The organism is Propioniferax innocua (assembly GCF_006716235.1).
Lineage (GTDB): Bacteria > Actinomycetota > Actinomycetes > Propionibacteriales > Propionibacteriaceae > Propioniferax > Propioniferax innocua.
Genome location: NZ_VFOR01000001.1, coordinates 220,140 through 240,507 on the forward strand (window position 1 = coordinate 220,140; position 20,368 = coordinate 240,507).

A 20,368-nucleotide genomic window follows, 5' to 3' on the forward strand; every position below is an offset into this window, starting at 1 on the left:
CTCGTGGGGCACGGGCGTGATCGGTATAGTCCCGGCATGAGCACCGGACGCATCGTCTTCACCGACAGCCCCTGGCCCGAAGGACATTCGCTCGAGCGTTTCCGTCTGACCCTGCGTGGGGATGAGCAGGGAAATCTGCGGCTGCATGCGCACATCGTGTCGGCGCCCTATGAGTCGGCTGGATCACCTGTGGGGGCTCTCGCCGATGCGTCTGCGTGGAACCGTCCTGAGACCTGGCTGGAAGCGCAGTGCGCCATCCTGTCCTCACTCCAATGGGGCAACCGCGGGTTCAAGCTTCCGTCGAAGACCTCGACGTTCGAGGAGCACAAACTCGATGGCATGGTGCTGACCGCTGACCCGGTGAAGCAGGTCTCGCTCGACAACCCTCTTGAGGATCTTGCGATCGGCGCATGGGTGCTGGGCAACGGCATGGTTGGTGGTCACCGAATCACCCTGACACGGGTGCGGCCGTACGTGTTCGACGTCCACTGGACCGGATCACTTCGCAACAGCTTCCTGGGCGAGGAGACCTTCGACCATCGTTTCGAGGTGAATGCGGAAAACGTCCGGCTTTCCTGACCACCTGATCGGGCTTCACCGTCCGATCGACGTCGAGCGATCAGATCCAACAGACAAAGACCGGTGCAGGTCAGCGAGGATGGTTCGGATCGGGACGCAATCCACCGATGGCGAAACTCCCGTCGGTATTGGTGTCCACGACGATGGCCAGGCCCGAGTTGGACACGCCCCACGGAACACCGGTGCCGGGCCTCAGCTCGGTGACGCCACCTTTCGCTGTCCAGAACTGACGGGTGCCATTGACTGTTCCGTACATACCGACGTCATTCGACATCACGGTGGACCAACCGGGGACCACCTGCACATCACCTGTCTGGAGATCTGCGAGGAGCGGTCCGGCCGCGGCATGCGTGGCATGTTCGGAGACGGTGAGCGGCATGCCATCGGCCACCTGCTGCGCCGACAGTCTGCCTTGGGCCAACAGGTCACCGGTGTCTGCGGAGTAGAGACCCACGGTGCGTCGAGATCGGTCACGCATCTCGCCCCAAGCGGCGACAACGCCACGTGAACTCCACGCGATCTTCATTCCTCCGACCGTGCCTTCGGGCTTGTCGATGATCTCCACCTGACGGCTGTGGTCTTCACGATCGGTGAAGGTCCACGAATTCTCCAACGGCGCCGAGAGCAGCTCGCCATCCCCGTTGACGCCCAAAGCGACATGCTGGCCGGGCAGATTCAGGGGCTCGAGCTCAAGCTCCTTGGTCAGCCGCCACGAGCCGTTTCCGGTTGAGACAAGAAGACCACCGGACTGGCCGAAGACCTGTGCGTTCAACGGCAGAGTGATCCGTGTACCGGCTGCTCCATTGGGTGACGGGAGTGGCCAGAGCGTCAAGACCGAACCGTCCTGGACACCGACGACGGGCCTGCCCGCGATGCGTGAGATGACCGGAACAGCGTTCGGTGACAACTGCAGAGGCGGGGAGATGAACTCTTCGGAGCCCGAATCGCCGTCAACAACGGTCAGTCGTCCATCCTGCACGAAGGCGACCCGATTCATCAACACTGACACCGCGGGGGTGGTTGCGATGTTCTGGTGCCATGCGAGTTCAGGGGTCCATCCCGGTGGGGCGGGACGATTGAGCACCCTGTTGGTGCCTTGGGAGGCCGGAGGCGGTTCAGTCATGGGTGAGTTGGAACGCCATAGGTGGATTCCTCCCAGCGCGGCCACCACGGCCAGAGCGATAACGGGGAGGATCCATCGAATCATGTCCGGCAGGCCGCCCTTTCGACGGCCACCGCGGCGTCCACCACGCGGGGGCATCTGCTGCGGGGCGGGATCCTTGGGGGTTGTGAAGTCGATCTCCGGGCTGCTGACCGGAGGAGGTGATGTTCGTCCGGGTTCGGGCCAGAAGCGATCATCACCCTGCGCCCAGACGGGCATTGACCCGGTGGGTGCACCTGAACGGGCGGACGTCGCTGCGGTATTGGGCTGCGAGGGGGACGCGTGTTCTTTGTTCATCGGAGAAGGTTGTGGAGGAAGATTTCCGTTGACACGTTGCCCCGGAGGGCCGGGTGCAAACGGGCCAGCGGCGGCATCGGCTCCACCAAGGTGTGCTGGCGGTCCCAGCGCATGGCGGCTTCCCGGTCTCGGTGCAGGCCGAGCCGTCGCCTCTGGATTCTGATACCTGCCTGGCATCGGATGCCGTTCGACACTCAGGAACGCTTGGAAGCTCGGGGGCTCGTGGCGCGCGTGTTCATGGGTTCAATCGCCACTTCGTCCTGCGGAGTCAAACCGTTCGTCGACGCATCATCAATCGGAGCGACATCCTCCACGGACTCGCCGGTGGTGGCGGGATCGAAATGCTCCTGCTGAGGTTCCGAGGTCATGGTCGGTTCCGGCGCGGTGGTCGGTTCCGGCGCGGTGGTCGGCTCCGAGGTCACGGTCGGTTCCGGGGTCTCGCCCGGAGTCGGAGTGGGCTCGGGCGTCTCACTCGGAGTCGGTGTCGGCTCGGGCGTCTCACTCGGAGTCGGTGTCGGCTCGGGCGTCTCACTCGGAGTCGGAGTGGGCTCGGGCGTCTCACTCGGAGTCGGTGTCGGCTCGGGCGTCTCACTCGGAGTCGGTGTCGGCTCGGGCGTCTCACTCGGAGTCGGTGTCGGCTCGGGCGTCTCACTCGGAGTCGGTGTCGGCTCGGGCGTCTCACTCGGAGTCGGAGTGGGCTCGGGCGTCTCACTCGGAGTCGGTGTCGGCTCGGGCGTCTCACTCGGAGTCGGAGTGGGCTCGGGCGTCTCACTCGGAGTCGGTGTCGGCTCGGGCTCCGGACCATCTGTCGGTTCGGGATCGAATGTGGGCTCGGGCTCCGGACCATCTGTCGGTTCGGGATCGAATGTGGGCTCGGGCTCCACTGGGGAACCCGTCGGCTCTGGCTCCACCGGGCGCCCCGTCGGCTCGGGGTTGCTCGTGGGCTCAGGATTGCTCGTGGGCCCAGGATTGCTTGTGGGCTCAGGATTGCTCGTGGGCTCGGGGCCATCGTCGGAATCATCGCCCGGATCGATCACCGGCACGGTCGTCGGCTGGTTTCCACCTGGTCCCTCAACGTCATCACGGTCATCGTTTTCTCCGGAACCGGGCTGCTCATCACCCGGCACGGGAGTTTCCGGCTCAGACGGTTCGGGCGCGGGGCTCGGACGGTGTCCGGGGACGACCTCGTTGTCTGCGGGGCCGTCAGCCTTCTCGCTGCTGCCCTCCTCGGAGTCCTCTGTCTCGTCGCCTTCGTCCATGGGCGAGTCAGTGGGAAGAGGAACGCTGCCCGGTGCACGTCCAGTTCCGGGATCGACAGGCCCCTGATCAGGTCCCGAGGTTCCCGGGTCACGATTCGGGTCGGTCGCCCCGTCGCCCGGTGAGTCACCCACGGTTCCAGGATCGTGGTTCGGATCGATCCCCGAGTCCGGATCACCGCCGGGGTCCATGCCGGGGTCCATGCCGGGATCCGGACTATTGGCACCCGGCTCCGTGGAGTCGTCGTTCGTCGAGGAGTCCGGTGTCTGCGAAGCCACCGGCGGCTGCGTGTTCACATTCGCGGGGCCCTGACCGCCCTGCTCCGAAGAACGAGCGCAACCAGCCAGCGTGAGACTCAACACCGCCACACCGGCCAAAGCGATGCGAAGCGAGCTGGTTGACCGCTCGAAGAACGAGTTCATGGGTGACTACTCCTCGGATAACACGACATGCGCCTGATCTGCGTGCCGCCTCAATTGATGGCAGTGGGCACGCACGACGACCAACGCGCCAACACGTCCACGGAGAAACCGTATCGCCAGAACACGGTTTCAGCCGAGCTTGGATCGCCTTGTACGGAGCCAGTTCACCAGAAGTTCATGCCCGGCGAAACCGGACTTCTCCGGATGGAACTGTGTGCTCGAGACGCAGCCATGTTCCACCGCCGCCACGATCTGCGCGTTCTCATGACGACAGGTCGATACGCCGGTACGGTCACCGCGTACGAGCACCCCGTACGTGTGCACGAAATAGAAATACTGTCCCTCCACACCGCGAAACAGTTGTGTGTCCGCCGCTGCCGACACCGTGTTCCATCCCATGTGGGGAAGACGTTTCGCCGGCACACGCTCCACGACTCCCTCGAGGATCCCGAGCCCTTCAGCGTCGATGCCGTGTTCGATGCCGCGCTGGAAGAGCATCTGGTGTCCGACGCAGATGCCCAGCAGCGGACGTTCGGCTGCCAGGTGCTCACGCACCAGATCATCTCCGCCCACGCTCACCAGACCACGCATACACGCGTCGAAGGCACCGACGCCGGGAAGCACCAGAGCATCGGCGCGGGCGGCGTCTGCCGACGCGCTCCCGAGAACAACCGTTGCCCCGGCCGCCGAGACCGCTCGGCAGACCGAGCGCAGGTTCCCCGACCCGTGGTCGAGAACCAAGACCCTCGTCACAGGGCACCCTTGGTGGAGGGGATCACCCCTGCGGTGCGCGTATCGGGCTCGATGGCTGCACGCAGCGCCCGTGCCACGGCTTTGAACTGTGCCTCGACGATATGGTGCGGATCCCGTCCCGAGAGCAGACGCACGTGCAGACAGATGCCTGCATGGTGCGCCAGCGTCTCCAGCACATGGTGCGTCATCGACCCGGCATAAGGCGTTCCCGGCCTGCCGTCGGGCGTCGGCCCACCACCGATGAGCGCATAGACCTGCGTATCGGGCTCGCCCTCGAGAACGGCGTAGGGACGTCCAGAGACATCCACCACACAGTGGGCCAAAGCCTCGTCCAACGGTACGAACGCATCACCGAAACGCCGGATACCGGCTTTGTCGCCGAGGGCCTCGCGCAAGGCATCGCCCATCGCGATCGCGGTGTCTTCGACGGTGTGGTGGGCATCGATCCACACATCACCGGTCGTCTCCACCGTCAGGTCGATCAGGGAATGCTTGCTGAGCGTGGTGAGCATGTGGTCGTAGAAGCCGACTCCCGTGGAGATGCTGCTCCGGCCCGTGCCGTCGAGATCGAGTTCGACGCGTACCGAGGATTCGCTGGTGGTCCGGCTGATCGTCGCGGTTCGACTCATGCATTGCTCCTGTTCACCTGTGCTGCTGCCTCGTCCGTCATCACTGCGGTGTCCATCAGTACGGCGTCCGGCACGATCTCCGACATGGCCCTGAGGAAGGCGTCGGTCTCCTCCGGGGTTCCGGCGCTGACCCGAAGCCATCCCGGTGGGCCGACCTCGCGGATCAACACGCCACGTTCGAGCAGATCGGCCCACACCGCATGCCGATCCTCGAAACGCCCGAAAAGGACGAAGTTCGCATCGCTCTCGGCGACCTCAAGCCCCATGCCGCGCAATTCGGCCTCCATCCGATCACGCTGGGCACGAAGCTCGGCCACCTGCCCCATCAGCACATCGGCATGGTCCACGGCGGCGGATGCCACGGCCTGGGTCACTGCGCTGAGGTGGTACGGCAGACGCACGACACGGCACACATCCACCACCTCGGGCGCAGCGGCCAGATAGCCGAGTCGACCACCGGCGAAGCCGAAGGCCTTGCTCATCGTCCGGGTGACCACGAGCCGGGGGTTGTCTTCCAGCAGGTCGAGCGCGGAGGCTGTTCCCGGGCGGGCGAACTCCTGGTAGGCCTCGTCCACGATCACCATGGCCGATGCCTCGCCGTTCTCGGTGATCTCGAGGATCCGCGCGATCACCTCGAGTGGGGTCGCGGTGCCGGTGGGGTTGTTGGGCGTGGTGACGATCACCACGTGCGGCATCTCCTGGCCGACCGCCGCCTCGAAGGCGTCGAGATCGATCGAGAAGTCCTCGCAACGCGGAAGAGTCACATAGTCGCTCCAGGTGTTCCGCGCATATTCGGGGTACATGGAGTAGGTCGGGGTGAAGGTCAGGACGCGACGCCCCGGGCCTGCGAACGCCTGCAGCAGGTGCGTCATCACCTCATTGCTTCCATTGGCGGCCCAGATATGGCGTTCATCGAGGCCGTGCCCCAGATAGCCCGCGAGTCTGCGTCGCAGGGCCACCGCATCGCGGTCGGGGTAACGGTTCAGCCCCGCGGCCAGCCCACGTGTCGCCTCGGTCACGGCGTCAACCACGACCGGCGGCAGTGGGAACGGATTCTCATTGACATTGAGACGCACCGGAACGTCCAGCTGGGGCGCACCGTAGGGCTCCTGCCCCACGAGTTCAGGTCGTACCGGAAGCATCAGGCACCTCGCGCACGAAGTCGGATCGCCTGGGCGTGCCCCGGCAGGAGCTCGGCATCGGCGAACGCGATCACGTCATCGGCCACACCGGCCAGGCCCTGTTCGTCGTACTCGATGATGTGCTGGACGCGCTGGAAGGCATGCACGGTCAGACCCGATGAGTGTCGGGCTGCTCCTCCGGTCGGCAACACGTGCGTGGAGCCGGCACAGTAGTCGCCGAGCGGCACCGGCGAATACGGTCCGACGAAGATCGCACCGGCATTGCGGACACGGGCCGCGACGGCCGAGGCATCTCGCGTCTGCACCTCGAGATGTTCGGCAGCATAGGCGTCGACCACATCGATCCCCTGGTCGAGATCATCCACCAGGACAATCCCGGACTGCTCCCCCGCCAATGCTGTCTCGATCCGTTCGATGTTCGCGAGCTGCGGGACCTGCTCGGCGATGGCGGCATTGACGCGTTCGGCGAGCTCGACCGAATCGGTGACCAGCACCGAACCAGCGAGCGGATCATGTTCGGCCTGGGAGATGAGATCGGCGGCCACGTGCGCGGGATCGGCCGAATCATCGGCCAACACCGCGATCTCGGTGGGTCCGGCCTCGGAGTCGATGCCCACCAACCCGCGAAGCAGACGCTTGGCCGCCACCACGTAGATGTTTCCCGGCCCAGTCACCAGATCCACACGCTCACAGACGTCGGTGACCCCGTGCGCGAACATCGCCACGGCCTGCGCACCACCGACGGCCAGAACCTCCGAGACCCCCAGCAGCCCGCACACCGCGAGAATCGTCGGATGCGGATAGCCGCCGTGGTCGGCCTGGGGCGGTGAGGCGACCGCGATCTGTTCGACACCGGCGACCTGTGCCGGAACCACGTTCATCACGACGCTGGAACTCAGTGGGGCCAGCCCGCCGGGCACGTACAGGCCGACACGCCGTACCGGCACGGTACGGTTCACCACCTTCGCGCCCGCAGCAAGCTCCACCTCCGACTCGGCGGCTCCCATCTCGGCAGCGCAGACGCTGCGGCGACGTGCGATCGCCACCTGAATGGCCTTGCGCACCGTTGGGTCGAGCTGCTCGACTGCTTCGTCGATCTTCTCCTGCGGCACGCGGAATGTGGGTGGCACGCAATGATCGAAACGTTCGCTGAAGCGCTTCAGCGCAGCCGCACCCTCGGCGGCGACTGCGTCACACACCGGCTGCACGGTGTTGAGCGCGGCATTGACATCGAACGTGGCACGAGGAACGACGAGCGGATAATCGATCTGCTCGCCCGCGGCGAGACGCCCGCGGAGGTCAGTGATGGTGAGCACCGATCCAGTCTAGGAGAAACGTCCGCGTCACGGCGCGGTGTCCGCATCCGGATCAGGACGGGGAGCCCAGCGATCATCGTCCGACTCGTCCGGGGTGGCGCGCCCCTCGATGGCGGTTTCGGGATCAGGAGTCAGCGAGGCCAACGTCATCAGCACCACCGAGGCCCCGAAGAGGCCCGCAGCAAGAGGCACCGGCGTGGTGAGCGCCAACTCGGCGGAGAGAGTGTCTCCCGGCTCACCGGCAAGAATCCGAGGATCAAGCGGCCCGGGCCCGAAGAAACTGCCGATCCCCCACATGATGGCCTCGGCGACGAGCACCGAGCCCAGGGTGATCGGGACGGTGACCCACCCCTGGCGTCGGCTCGGCCCCCACAGCATCAAGGCGGCGATGATGCCCAGCACCAGGGCGATGATCGTGAAGGCGGCGACGGGACTGGCGCCCAATGCGAGCCCGCGTTCGGTCGTGGTGGCGGTCCCTTCCTCGGTGATGACGTACGACGTGAGGGGTGTTCCCCACAACCAGACGAGGCCACCGGCGATCCCCAACACGAGAACGGCTCCGATCCGGAACAGCATCCCCTGCACCAATGGGGTGCGTGGTTCCGGACGAGTGGGCAAATCCTCGGGAACGAAGACGGTCATGCGCTCAGACAGGACGGGCCCAGCAGAGCCTTGAGGTCGGCGCTCAGGGCAGGAGAAGAGGTCACACGGAGATTCTGCCCCACGCGCCACAGTTCCTTGCGCTGCTGCTCGATGAGCCGCAGGTGCACATCGGTCACTCCCGGATGGCTCTCCAACACCGACTTGAGCCGTTCCACCACCGGTTCGGTACAGCGTTCCTTCGGCAGCGTGATCACCACCGGGCGAGCAACCCCTTCGGTGCTGACATCGGGCACGGTGACCTCCTGCGCGAAGATCGAGACCGAGTCATCACGTGTCTTGACCTGCCCACGGATCCGCACGACGGTGTCGGTCGCGATGGCTGTGGAGACCAGCTGGTACACCTTCGGGAAGAGCAGGACCTCGACCGATGCCTCGAGGTCCTCGATCGTTGCGATGGCCATGGCATCGCCCTTCTTGGTGGTCTTGCGCACCAACTGTGTGATCATGCCGCAGAGCGTGACGCTGGTGTCTCGCGGACCGTCCTCCGACATGAGGCGACCGATCGAGATGTCCCGCTCCGCCTCCAGCACGTGTTCCAGGCCCTGCAAGGGGTGATCGGAGACGTAGAGGCCGAGCATCTCGCGTTCGAAGGCGAGCTTGGTGCGTTTGTCCCAGTCCGGCATGTCCGGCACCGGCGACAGAAGCGTCAGGCCACCGCCACCGGTCTCTCCCCCGCCCATGAGATCGGCGAACAGATCGTCCTGACCATTGGCGGCGTTGCGTTTGGCGTCGATGACCTGATCGATGTTGGTCTCGAACACCTCCATCAGGCCACGTCGGGTGTGTCCCATCGAGTCGAAGGCACCGGCCTTGATGAGCGATTCGGTCAATCGTTTGCCACACGCGGCCAGCGGTGTCTTCTCCAGGTAGTCGTTGAAGTCGGTGGCTGGTTCGCACTTCTCACGTTCGGCGAGCATCTGGTTGACCACGTTCTCGCCCACGTTGCGGATGGCCGAGAGTCCGAAACGGATGTCGGTGCCGACCGGGGTGAAGTTCAATTCCGACTCGTTCACATCGGGGGGCAGCACCTTCGTCCCCATGTGGCGGCACTCGGCCAGGTAGGTGGCCATCTTGTCCTTGTCGTCCTTCACCGAGGTGAGCAGGGCCGCCATGTACTCGGTGGGATAGTGCGCCTTGAGGTACGCCGTCCAATACGAGACGACGCCATACGCGGCGGTGTGCGCCTTGTTGAACGCGTAGTCCGAGAACGGCAGAAGCACGTCCCACAGGGCCTGCACCGCCTCGGCGGAGAAGCCGTTGTCGATCATGCCGCCCTTGAAGTTCACGAACTCCTTCTCCAGGACCTCGCGCTTCTTCTTGCCCATGGCCCGCCGGAGAAGGTCTGCGTTGCCGAGCGAGTAGCCGGCGAGCTGCTGGGCGATGGCCATCACCTGCTCCTGATAGATGATCAGGCCGTAGGTGGTGCCGAGGATGTCTTTGAGCGGCTCTTCGAGCTCGGGATGGATCGGGGTGATCTCCTGACGCCCGTTCTTGCGCAGCGCGTAGTTGGTGTGTGAGTTCGCGCCCATCGGTCCTGGGCGGTACAGCGCGAGTGCTGCCGAGATGTCCTCGAAGTGGTCGGGCTGCATGAGACGCAGGAGTTCGCGCATGCCGCCGCCGTCGAGCTGGAACACCCCGAGCGTGTCGCCGCGCGCCAGAAGCTTGTATGCCTCGGGATCGGAGAGGTCCTTGGCCAGTTCAGCCAGGTCGATCTCCACACCCTGATTGCTCTTGATGTTGGCCAGGGCGTCGGCGAGGATCGTCAGGTTCCGCAGCCCCAGGAAGTCCATCTTGACCAGCCCGAGCGTCTCGCACGTCGGATAGTCGAACTGGGTGATGATCGCCCCGTCGGACTCACGCTTGAGCAGCGGGATGATGTCGAGCAGCGGTTCGGACGACATGATGACGCCGGCCGCATGGACGCCCCACTGGCGTTTGAGCCCCTCGATACCGATGCCGGTCTCATAGACCTGTTTGACCTCGGGGTCGGACTCCACGAGTTCGCGGAATTCCTGCCCCTCGGCATAGCGCTTGTGTTCGGTGTTGTAGAGGTCCTTGAGCGGGACGTCCTTGCCCATCACCGCGGGCGGCATGGCCTTGGTGATCATGTCGCCCATCGAGAAGGGCTTGTCGAGCAGACGTGCGGAGTCCTTGATGGCCTGCTTGGCCTTGATCGTGCCGTAGGTGACGATCATCGAGACCTTGTCCGACCCGTACTTCTCGGTGACGTACTTGATCACCTCGGGGCGGCGACGGTCATCGAAGTCGACGTCGAAGTCGGGCATCGACTTGCGCTCTGGGTTGAGGAACCGTTCGAAGATCAGGCCGTGGGGAATGGGGTCGAGGTCGGTGATCTTCATCGCATAGGCGCACATGGAGCCGGCGCCCGAACCTCGCCCGGGGCCCACCATGATCCCTTGGGTCTTGGCCCACCTGATGAAGTCGGAGACCACCAGGAAGTACCCGGCGTAGCCCTTGCCGATGATGACCTCGGTCTCGTAGGCGGCCTGCTTGTGCGCATAGTCGGGAACGCCTTGGGGGAACCGTTCGGCGAGCCCCTTCTCGACCTCCTTGACGAACCAGGACTCCTCGTTCTCCCCGGGCGGGCAGGGGTACTTGGGCATGTACCGGCCCTCGCCCTCGGTGAACTCGACCTGGCAGCGTTCGGCGATCTCCAGGGTGTTGTCGCAGGCCTCGGGAAGTTCGCGGAACAGCTCACGCATCTCGGCCGGTGACTTGAGGTAGTAGCCGTTGCCGTTGAACCGGAAGCGGTTCTCATCCGACTTGCGGGAGCCCGCCGACACGCACAGCAGCGTGTCGTGGGCGTCGGCGTCCTCCTTGTGGACGTAGTGCAGGTCATTGGTGGCCACGAGGGGAAGGTCGAGGTCCTTGGAGATGTCCAGCAGGCCCTGGCGCACCTTTGTCTCGATGTCGAGGCCGTGGTCCATCAGTTCCACATAGAAGTTTCCGGCGCCGAAGATGTCCTTGAACTCGGCGGCTGCTTGCCGGGCCTCCTTGTACTTGCCCAGGCGCAGGTAGGTCTGGACCTCACCGGAGGGACAGCCGGTGGTGGCCAGCAGGCCCTTGCCGTAACGCTCGAGCAGCTCCCGGTCGGCGCGCGGCTTGTAGAAGAACCCCTCCATGTACGACTTGGACGAGAGCCGGAAGAGGTTGTGCATACCGGCGGTGTTCTCGGCCCACATCGTCATGTGGGTGTAGGCGCCCTTCGCCGCGACGTCATCACCGGTGCCATCACCGAAGTTGACGCGTTTGCGTTCGCTGCGATGTGTGCCGGGCGTCAGGTAGGCCTCGATGCCGATGATGGGCTTGACGCCGGTCCCCTTGGCCCTCGCCCAGAACTCGTGGGCACCGAACACATTGCCGTGGTCGGTCATCGCGATGGCGGGCATCCCCATCTCGGCGCACCCGTCGAACAGGTCACCGATGCGCGCCGCCCCGTCGAGCATCGAGAACTCCGAGTGGCAATGCAGATGGACGAATGAATCCGACAACGACAGTTCCTTCCACAACCGCAAGCGACCCAGATGGGCGAAGCCCCGCCATGGTACCCGCGAAGCCTCCCCGGGTCAGCCTGCCCGGATCCCCCTCCACCCAGATAGTTGACCCGTCAACCATCTTTGTTTAAACTTGAACTAATCGATGCGGGAAACACGCATCGCCCCAGACATCGACCGGCGCCACCGAAGGAGCACGACATGACCAACGCACAGAACCTCGGCCTCACCCCCGGAACCTGGAACATCGATCCGATCCACTCGTCGGTGGGCTTCAGCGTCCGCCACATGATGGTCAGCAAGGTGAAGGGTCAGTTCGAGGAGTTCACCGGCCAGATCACCGTCGCCGACCAGATCGAGGATTCCTCGGTGCAGGCCTCGATCGTCGTGTCATCGATCAACACCCACAACGCCCAGCGCGACGAGCATGTGAAGTCCAGCGATTTCTGGAACGCCGACGCCGGCCAGACGATCGACTTCACCTCCACCAGCGTGGTGGCCGATGGTGACGACTGGCTCGTCGCCGGTGATCTCACGATGAACGGCATCACCAAGCCCGCCACATTGAAGGTCGAGTTCGGCGGCTCGGCGAGCGACGGCCAGGGCGGCACCAAGGCCGGCTTCGAGGCGACCACCGAGATCCTGCGTTCGGAGTACGGCATCGACTTCAACATGCCGATGGACGGAGGCGGCGTCGTGATCAGTGACAAGGTCGCCATCACCCTCGACATCCAGGCGGCCAAGGCCTGAGTCAACCTTGGTGCTTTTCGTTGACCCTTGATGCTTTTCGTTGACTAGGAGCTCAAAACAGAGACCGCAGCGAATGCGATTGCGAGACTGATGACCAGACCATGTTTGACTGGATGATCCATGGCCGGGCCAATCTTCACTCGCGCCAGAGCTTGGACAGGCTGTCCAAATATCCACGGGGCACCCCACATCAAGCTGGCTATGCCCAGTGTCGCCCACTCGAGCTCTCCCACCCACAACGTAAGGATGAGCGGAAACCCCAACGCGTAGGCAAGGAGACCGGCTACCGGCCACCACCACCACGTCCGTAGGCACACCATCCCCAGCAGGACATGTACCGTCGCTGCAATCATGATCGGCCATAGCGTTGGCCAGACTGCACCTCCGCTTACCGGGTACACCACGGCAAACCCGATGGTCGCCACTTCGATACCGCTGACTACGCGGTCCCACCGTGGATATCGTGAGGCTTGGATCCAGTCCTCAAAGGAGTCATTCCGTCTCATCAGCCGTCTCCGTCCGCCCCCGGGGTTTGCTGCACGGTTGGGTGACAGTTTCTATCACGCAGCCAGGGCGGATGGTGGGTTCATGATGGTCTCGTATTCGATGGGGGTCAAACGTCCGAGACCGGCTTGCCGGCGTCGGCGGTGGTAGGTGCGTTCGATCCAGCGTCCCTTGCGCCACGATGCCGCCCTTACAGATGATGACAACGTCATCGACTGTTTCCGCCAACTCACCCATGAGGTGCGACGCTTGTCGAGCGACCGTCACGCCCGCTTGACAAGGACAACTAGCGCATGTTTGCGTGGAAATCTGCAAGGGAGCATCAGCTCTGGTTTACATTCGAAAAGGAAAGACACCAGATGATGTCCAGGGCAATCCGAAATTCTTCAACAACCGCCTTGACCATCGGGATTCTTGCGCTTGGAGGACTTACCGCAACTCCAGCCAACGCTGCCCTGACAGAGGGGCCTGCAGCGAGCGCTTCGCAGTCTACGCAAACCGTCAACGGCCTGTCCCAGTCGACGATCAACAAGGCTGACCAGTTCGTCCATCGCAGTGGCAGCACTTACTCGTTCGACGCCGCGAACGCTCGTTCTGTTCTCTCGTCCTCGGAGACCTCCCAGGTGCAGAGTGCAGTCGATAACTGGAACACGAACCTCCAGCTGGCTAGCTCCGAGACCGGGGTCGGCGGTATCGCCGGCGGTATCGTCTCGGCCGCCCTTGCGGCGTCAGCTGGAGTTCAGGGCCTGTGCCGAGACGAGAAGGGCGAGGCCACCTATTACGCACCGATTTCCCCCACCCCGACCATCGTGTGCAATCCGCTGGCCTAGGAGGAAACTATGCGATTCCTCAAGTATTGCGCCTATGCCACACTGCTTGTCGGCGCATGTCTGTGCCTTTTCAATGTGTTCTCACGTGAGGAAGCACCCGCCGGACCGTGGGGGATTATTCTCATCGTCATCGGCGTAGCCATGGCCAGTGCCTTCCTCATCTCACGGAAATCAGTGAGCAGAAAGAACCGAAGGACAGTGACTTGAGCGACTCCCTTGGCGGGTGGCCTCTTCATGAAGAGGCCACCCGCTCGGCATGCGCCCAAAATCTGATGTCTTAGGGTTCACGTGGCGTCATGTAGTCCATCCCAGCCCGGCGGAGGGGCCAGAGCACCGAGCACCCGCTTGCCCGCGACGGAGGGTGCCACTCGCAGCGGGTGGAGTACGCCGAGGCCGAGCAGCTCGAGCAGGTCGCGGTGCAGTTCGTTGACGATCCGCACCCAGCCTGCCGGAGCGCCCAGACCTCACCGAGGGTGCGGTCTGGGCGCTCAGCGTGATCGATGGGTCGGCGAGCTTCTGCAGCACCTCGGGGTGCTCGTCGGCATACAGCCACGTCCGGTGATGTTCAGCCAGGACGCGGGCCTCGATCTGCTGCAGCTGGCCGATCAGGTCAGCGGGATTGCTCACGAGGGCTCCTTCCGTCTCCTCGACCCTACGCACGAGGTTCGAGACAATGGATCGATGACCAGCGACGACATCGACCTGAACAGCCCGGAGTTCATGGCCGAGGCCTTCGTCAAGCGGGTTGCAATGTACACCGGGATCTCAGAGCCCTGCGCCGAGCAGTGGCGGCTGATCCTGGACTCGATGGAGCTCAGCGCCGCGCTGGCCGGCGTGCCCCGGGTGGTGTGGACGCTCGAGGACCGCGAGGCGATGCGACGCGAGGACCTCGGGCAGGACAAGGACGAGCTGGTCGCGCGGGGCTGCTGCACGGTTGGGTGACAGTTTCTATCACGCAGCCAGGGCGGCTGGTGGGTTCATGATGGTCTCGTATTCGATGGGGGTCGAACGTCCGAGACCGGCCTGCCAGAAAGTCTGACGCGGGACATTCACACCAGGGACCCCTACATGTTGTGGTGACCCGGTGAACCTGTCGTTTTCTACCTCACCCCGCTACGCAACCCGAAACCGGAAGAGCCTCTTTAGGTGCCGGCACGCCAGTGTCTAGGGCGCATCTGCGCCACGCTCGTCCTTGTCTGGTGTTGGCAAGAAGGCAGTCGCACTCGTTCCTAAGAAGACGAGGACGAAGAGCACCCATAGCCCTGGGGGAAGGTAAGGCAGCAGCGCCCCCGGGTGCGCCGAGACTGCGACATGGACGGCGACCGTGTACCAGATGCCCACGAGGAGCGCTGTCAGCATGGCAACACAGTACGGAAAGAGGATTGCCCAGAACTCTGCTCGCTGGATCGCGCCTTGAGTACGGCCCAGAAGACGCAGTGGTGAGAAGAACGCATGCAAATTGGCCCGCTTGCCCATCACAGAGACCGCGAGGACCAGGCAGATCGCCAGCAGAGTGTAGGCCGCGGTGGGGACGAAGCCGGCGGTTCCGTCTCCGTGGGGCCCGTACATGATCTGGCTATCCATATCCACATGCCGTACCCAATCCTGCGCGGACTCCACCCGGAGATGATCCGGTGCGCTAGCCGATTCTGCGACCACGGGAAGCCCCCATTCCGGGTTGACCGGAGACTCGCTAGAAATACCGGAGAACGGCACCATGAAGTCTGGGTAGAAGGGGCTGTGAGCTTTCACCGGCGCCGCGGGCGAGAGTAGCTGCCCTATCACGTGGTCATTCGATCCGGCCAGAGAATAGTCAGACGCCTTCTCCATCGGTACGGAGGTCTCCCCAGCGGATTCGAAGTCCGAAGGCTGCCAGTAGACCACCCCACGGCAGTCGTCGCCGATCTCCTCACATACACCGTCTGCTTCCTGCGCTTCCAGTAGGCGAAAATCTTGGCCAACGACGACTGGGACCGTTTGGAAATTCTGGGAGCCTACGTAATTTGCCGCCCATAACGAGGTCTGTGCACCTGTGAAGCCTGCCAGTGGAATGGCTACGAGCGCGGTAGCAAGCCCCACCCTCGAGGTCGTCCCGACGGTTTCGGAGGAGCGGATGCCTAGCGCGGGTGCCGACCATCCGCTCACCTTTTTGATCGCCGCGGCTGCCCAGCGAGCTAGCGCCCGGGCGAAGGTGCCGGCAAGTGTGACAGCGAGGAACGGCAAGGTGAAGACGAATATCAACACGACAGGTCCTGGCGGAGTCGTCACCATGCACCAGATACCCGCGGCAATATTGACCACTGCGAGCACTGGGCCAACCAGCCCCACCAAGGATTTGGACTTACCTACTGTCGCCGCTCCCCGATCCCCGGTTTTGGCCAGCACCTTGTCGACGTTGAGAATCCCCACGCCGAGGAGGTACAGGGGGACTAAGACCAGCAGTGACGACCAGGCAACGTCAATGGGCGAGCCCCAGTGATCTGGCAGCTGCTTGTTGAGCCCTAGCAGAATCACCTTGAAAAGCGGCGTCGCTAACAACCGTCCCAACACGACCGCCGAAGCGCTTGCCAGAAGCGCCAGGCACGCCCCTTGCAGGAGCAGGTGCCTGGTGAAAAACGCCCTGCCTCTGCCGAGAATCCGCAGCGCTTGCACGGTATTTTGGTGGTCAGCGATAAAATTCTGATGCGCCAACCGGACCCCGGCGAATGCCGGGATGATCGCAATTAGGCTCATATTCGTCACGCCGGCCTTGAAGTCGCTGCTTCCGCCAGTCGAGAATGCGACGTAAAGGATGGTGCCGACGAGCGTGCCTATTACTACCGCAGCCAGTACGATTCCCCCGATGAAGGGGCGCGCAGTCACCGACAGCTCTCTCCGGTAGGCGGCGGTGGGAGTCATGGTCTTCATGAGCTATGCCCCCATCTGCAGCAGCGTTTTTGCCTGCCCGTCGAAAAGCTCACGGTGGGAGCAATAGACCACTATCGCTCCCCTATTCGCCGACTGGCGCAACAAGTCCTCGACCACGGTGACATTCGCTCCATCAAGCGCGCTGACGGGCTCATCCATGAGCACCAAGTCCGGTTGGGAAGCTAGTGCCTGGGCCACCGCAACGCGCTGGCGTTGACCCCCGGATAGCTCCGCCGGCAGGGCTTCTGTGAAAGGCTGCATGCCCAACGTGCCAAGCAGCTCTTCCCTGCCCTGGGCGTCGAGGCCCCGTCCGGCGACGTGAACTGCCAGCTCGAGGTTCTCCCGGCAGCTGAGGCTGGGCAGGAGGGTCGGTGCCTGTGGTGCGTACCCGACGTGCGTGGCCCGCCACGAGGTTAGCTTCTTGGCCGCGCCCTTTCCGAACCGTTTACCGTCGATGGTTACCCTGCCTTCACTGGGTGAGCGCAGACCGGCTAACAGATCCAGAACCGTGGATTTACCGCTTCCCGATGGGCCCCGGACTTCGTAGATGCCGGGCCGTGACAACGACAGCGCGGCATCCCGCAGAATATATGGCCCATATTTCGAGTATCGAAAAGAGATTTTATTCCAAACTATTGCAACCATCACAATTCCTGTCTCGTTACAGGGCATATGCTACCCGGGCACCAAAACATTGTCGACAATTGCGCGAATACGTTTATCGTGACCGACAATTGCCCAAGCACGGGTGCTCCGATAATCACGTAGCGTTATCAAAAAGCGTTCGACGTCACGGCGTGCATGGACAGTATCAACGATGCGCTCGATGTCACGTGCTTGCAGCAGGTTATTCTTGCCGTTTTTAATTAAGCCCTGGGATGCGTCGATAAACAGCACGTCATCGTGGCTGCGCTGCTTCTTGAGCGCCATGATGATGGTCGGAATACCGGTGCCGTAAAAGATCGAACTCGGCAGGCCGATGATGGTGTCGATGTTCTTGGCCTCGATAAGGCGCGTACGGATGGCTTCTTCTGCCCCACCACGGAAGAGCACACCGTGCGGCAGAACAATAGTCATGATGCCGTCTGGCTTGATGTGGAACAGCTCACGGAGCCAGAAGGCATAATCAGCCTTGTTCTGTGGTGCCAGACCGTACTGCGTAAAGCGTGGATCAGTGTCCATAACCCACACCCATATCAGTTGTACTCGGTCAGACGATGTCACTGAACCGCCGCTGGCTTCCCGGGGCCCCGGTCCCATGCCCCAAGTCATGGGTCCCATGCCCCAAGTCATGGGTCCCATGCCCCAAGTCATCGGGACCGCAAGGGGCCGGAGAGACTCAGTCTCTCCGGCCCCTTTTTACTGCCCACGCGAGAACGTCGGCTTCATGCGTCATGTGCGATCAGGTGATCTTGTGGCGCTTCTTGAACTCGCGTCGCCGGGCGTGGAGGATCGGTTCGGTGTAGCCCGAAGGCTGCGTGGTCCCTTCCAGGATGAGATCCCGTGCCGCACACCAGGCGATGGAGTCGGTGAAGTTCGGTGCCATCGGGCGGTAGTACGGGTCATCGGCATTCTGCTGATCCACCACCGGAGCCATGCGCTCCAACGACTCGATGACGAAATCCTCCGACACGATCCCGTGTCGCAGCCAGTTGGCCACCATCTGCGAACTGATCCGACACGTGGCCCGGTCCTCCATCAGCGAGACATCGTTGATGTCCGGAACCTTGGAGCAGCCCACGCCCTGATCGACCCAGCGCACCACATAGCCCAGGATCGACTGACACGAGTTGTCCACCTCATTGCGGCAGATCTCCTCGGGCCAATCGGTGCGGCATGCCAACGGGATGCGCAGCACATCGGTCAGGGTCGCCCGACGCCCACCCGCGGCGATCTCCTGCTGACGCTCCCGCACATCCACGTCGTGGTAGTGCGTCGCATGCAGGGTGGCGCCGGTCGGCGAGGGAACCCAGGCCGTCGACGCTCCGGCCGCCGGCTGGCCTCCCTTCTCGGCCAGCATCTCGGCCATCTCCTCGGTCTTGGCCCACATGCCCTTGCCGATCTGAGCATGCCCCGGCAGCCCCATCATGAGGCCGACGTCGACGTTCCAGTCCTCGTAGGCGGTCATCCACGTGGCCTGCTTCATCGCGGCCTTGCGGATCATGGGGCCCGCCTCCATCGAGGTGTGGATCTCGTCACCGGTCCGGTCCAGGAAACCGGTGTTGATGAAGATCACCCGTTCGGGGGCCTCGGCGATACAGGCTGCGAGGTTCACCGTGGTACGGCGCTCCTCGTCCATCAGGCCCATCTTGATCGTGTTGCGTTCGAGCTCCAGCGCGTCCTCGACGGCTGCGAACAGCTCATTGGTGAACGCCACCTCTTCTGGGCCGTGCTGCTTGGGCTTGACGATGTAGATCGAACCGGTCCGTGAATTGCGACGCTGATTCGCCACATCGAGCCCAGGCAGCGCACAGAGCGTGGTGACCAGAGCATCCAGGATCCCCTCGGGCATCTCGTTGCCCTGGTCATCGAGCACCGCCGGCGTGGTCATCAGGTGCCCGACATTGCGGCACAGCATCGTCACCCGCCCCGGCAGGCGCAGCTCTCCCCCATCGGCCGCGGTGTAGACGCGGTCGTCGTGCAGGACACGGGTGAAGCTCTTGCCGTCCTTGTCCATGCGTTCGGACGCCGACCCGTCGTTCAGCAGCAGCCAGTTGCGGTAGCCGACGACCTTGTCCGGGCCATCGACGGCGGCGACCGAGTCCTCGAAGTCCATGATCGCGGTGATCGCCGATTCCAGCACCACATCGTCGACGCCGGCCCGGTCGGTCTTGCCGATGGGCCCTTCGGGATCGATCTGGATCTCCACGTGCAGCCCGTGACGACGCAGGAGAATCGCCGCCGGAGCATCGGCCGAACCGCTGTATCCGACGTAGGCGTTCGGGTCCTGCAGCCCGGTGGTGGTGCCATCGGCGAGGGTGACGGTGAGCCCCTCCTCGCCGATGGCGTAGGCGGTGGCGTCGGCGTGCGAACCCGACGCCAGCGGCACCGACCGATCCAGGAAGTCCCGCGCCCATGCGATGACGCGTTCGCCGCGCACCGGGTTGTATGCGCCCTGACGCGTCGCACCATCGTCCTCGCTGATGGCGTCGGTGCCGTAGAGAGCGTCATAGAGCGAACCCCAGCGTGCGTTCGCCGCGTTGATGGCGAAGCGACGGTTGAGGATGGGCACCACGAGCTGGGGCCCGGCCACGTCCGCGATCTCGGCGTCCACGTTCGTCGCCGCGGCCCGCACGCCGACGGGTTCGTCGACGAGATAGCCGATGCGTCGCAGGAATGCCTCGTACTCCGCGGCGTCGGGACGTCCCGGCGCGTTGCGGTGGTACTGATCGATCTCGCCCTGCAGACGCTCGCGCTCGATGAGCAGCTCACGGTTGCGCTCGGTGAACCGGCCGAAGACCTTGATGAATCCGGTCCAGAACTGATCGCGCGTGACCGCTGTGCGCGGGAGCACCTCGGTGTTGACGAAGTCGACCAGGACGCGATCGACCTGGAGTCCCCCGATGGGGACGTAATCGTCGTGCATGGAGCGGTAGAGCGTGGACATGGTGGGTGTGCTCGTGGTCACCGTCATCCTCCTTT

Annotated in this window: 17 protein-coding genes; 4 read left to right on the forward strand and 13 right to left on the reverse strand. The window is 63.7% G+C overall.

Features of this window, described 5'->3' with window-relative positions; all coding sequences use genetic code 11:
* Positions 1-36: 36 nt before the first annotated feature.
* Positions 37-579, forward strand: a complete 543-nt coding sequence (locus FB460_RS01030; protein WP_142092285.1) for a hypothetical protein — start codon at positions 37-39, stop codon at positions 577-579.
* A gap of 70 nt (positions 580-649) precedes the next feature.
* Here FB460_RS01030 and FB460_RS01035 read toward each other — a convergent pair whose 3' ends face one another.
* The 8 genes from FB460_RS01035 to dnaE form a co-directional block, all read right to left on the reverse strand.
* Positions 650-2,038, reverse strand: coding sequence for a hypothetical protein (locus FB460_RS01035; protein WP_142092286.1), 1,389 nt, complete (start codon positions 2,036-2,038; stop codon positions 650-652).
* Positions 2,039-2,232: 194 nt separating this feature from the next.
* On the reverse strand, positions 2,233-3,717 hold the full coding sequence (locus tag FB460_RS12985; RefSeq protein ID WP_170209892.1) for a hypothetical protein: 1,485 nt from the start codon (positions 3,715-3,717) through the stop codon (positions 2,233-2,235).
* A gap of 129 nt (positions 3,718-3,846) precedes the next feature.
* Positions 3,847-4,470, reverse strand: a complete 624-nt coding sequence (gene hisH, locus FB460_RS01045; RefSeq protein ID WP_142092287.1) for an imidazole glycerol phosphate synthase subunit HisH — start codon at positions 4,468-4,470, stop codon at positions 3,847-3,849.
* Entirely contained in the window at positions 4,467-5,099 is a 633-nt protein-coding gene (hisB, locus tag FB460_RS01050; RefSeq protein WP_142092288.1) for an imidazoleglycerol-phosphate dehydratase HisB, read from the reverse strand. Before hisB ends, hisH begins: the two co-directional genes overlap by 4 nt.
* Positions 5,096-6,241 (reverse strand): histidinol-phosphate transaminase, encoded by a 1,146-nt coding sequence (locus FB460_RS01055; protein ID WP_142092289.1) that lies wholly within the window; start codon positions 6,239-6,241, stop codon positions 5,096-5,098. The genes hisB and FB460_RS01055 overlap by 4 nt, the downstream gene beginning before the upstream one ends.
* Positions 6,241-7,557 carry a histidinol dehydrogenase gene (gene hisD / locus FB460_RS01060; RefSeq protein ID WP_425466943.1) on the reverse strand — a complete coding sequence of 439 codons (1,317 nt, stop codon included), beginning with the start codon at positions 7,555-7,557 and terminating at the stop codon, positions 6,241-6,243. Before hisD ends, FB460_RS01055 begins: the two co-directional genes overlap by 1 nt.
* A gap of 27 nt (positions 7,558-7,584) precedes the next feature.
* Positions 7,585-8,199 (reverse strand): hypothetical protein, encoded by a 615-nt coding sequence (locus tag FB460_RS01065; protein WP_142092290.1) that lies wholly within the window; start codon positions 8,197-8,199, stop codon positions 7,585-7,587.
* Positions 8,196-11,687 (reverse strand): DNA polymerase III subunit alpha, encoded by a 3,492-nt coding sequence (gene dnaE, locus FB460_RS01070; RefSeq protein WP_246044271.1) that lies wholly within the window; start codon positions 11,685-11,687, stop codon positions 8,196-8,198. Before dnaE ends, FB460_RS01065 begins: the two co-directional genes overlap by 4 nt.
* Positions 11,688-11,936: 249 nt before the next feature.
* On the opposite strand from dnaE, the gene FB460_RS01075 reads away from it, so the two are divergent.
* Complete coding sequence (locus FB460_RS01075; RefSeq protein ID WP_142092291.1) at positions 11,937-12,485, forward strand: YceI family protein; 549 nt, start codon at positions 11,937-11,939, stop codon at positions 12,483-12,485.
* Positions 12,486-13,282: 797 nt separating this feature from the next.
* A complete protein-coding gene (locus FB460_RS01085) occupies positions 13,283-13,819 on the forward strand; it encodes a hypothetical protein (protein ID WP_142092292.1) in 537 nt (178 codons plus the stop codon).
* Positions 13,820-14,103: 284 nt separating this feature from the next.
* On the opposite strand, the gene FB460_RS12990 is transcribed toward FB460_RS01085, so the two are convergent.
* On the reverse strand, positions 14,104-14,259 hold the full coding sequence (locus tag FB460_RS12990; protein ID WP_170209893.1) for a hypothetical protein: 156 nt from the start codon (positions 14,257-14,259) through the stop codon (positions 14,104-14,106).
* A 118-nt stretch (positions 14,260-14,377) separates the two neighbouring features.
* Here FB460_RS12990 and FB460_RS01090 point away from each other — a divergent pair, with 118 nt between their 5' ends.
* Entirely contained in the window at positions 14,378-14,761 is a 384-nt protein-coding gene (locus tag FB460_RS01090) for a hypothetical protein (RefSeq protein WP_142092293.1), read from the forward strand.
* Between the two features lie 222 nt (positions 14,762-14,983).
* Here FB460_RS01090 and FB460_RS01095 read toward each other — a convergent pair whose 3' ends face one another.
* The 4 genes from FB460_RS01095 to FB460_RS01110 all read right to left on the reverse strand — a co-directional run bounded on the left by FB460_RS01095 (position 14,984) and on the right by FB460_RS01110 (position 20,354).
* Positions 14,984-16,726, reverse strand: a complete 1,743-nt coding sequence (locus tag FB460_RS01095; RefSeq protein WP_142092294.1) for a hypothetical protein — start codon at positions 16,724-16,726, stop codon at positions 14,984-14,986.
* A 3-nt stretch (positions 16,727-16,729) separates the two neighbouring features.
* Positions 16,730-17,371 (reverse strand): ATP-binding cassette domain-containing protein, encoded by a 642-nt coding sequence (locus tag FB460_RS01100; RefSeq protein WP_170209894.1) that lies wholly within the window; start codon positions 17,369-17,371, stop codon positions 16,730-16,732.
* Between the two features lie 30 nt (positions 17,372-17,401).
* Positions 17,402-17,908, reverse strand: a complete 507-nt coding sequence (locus FB460_RS01105) for an N-6 DNA methylase (RefSeq protein WP_211345780.1) — start codon at positions 17,906-17,908, stop codon at positions 17,402-17,404.
* Between the two features lie 220 nt (positions 17,909-18,128).
* Complete coding sequence (locus tag FB460_RS01110) at positions 18,129-20,354, reverse strand: malate synthase G (protein WP_246044192.1); 2,226 nt, start codon at positions 20,352-20,354, stop codon at positions 18,129-18,131.
* Positions 20,355-20,368: the final 14 nt, after the last annotated feature.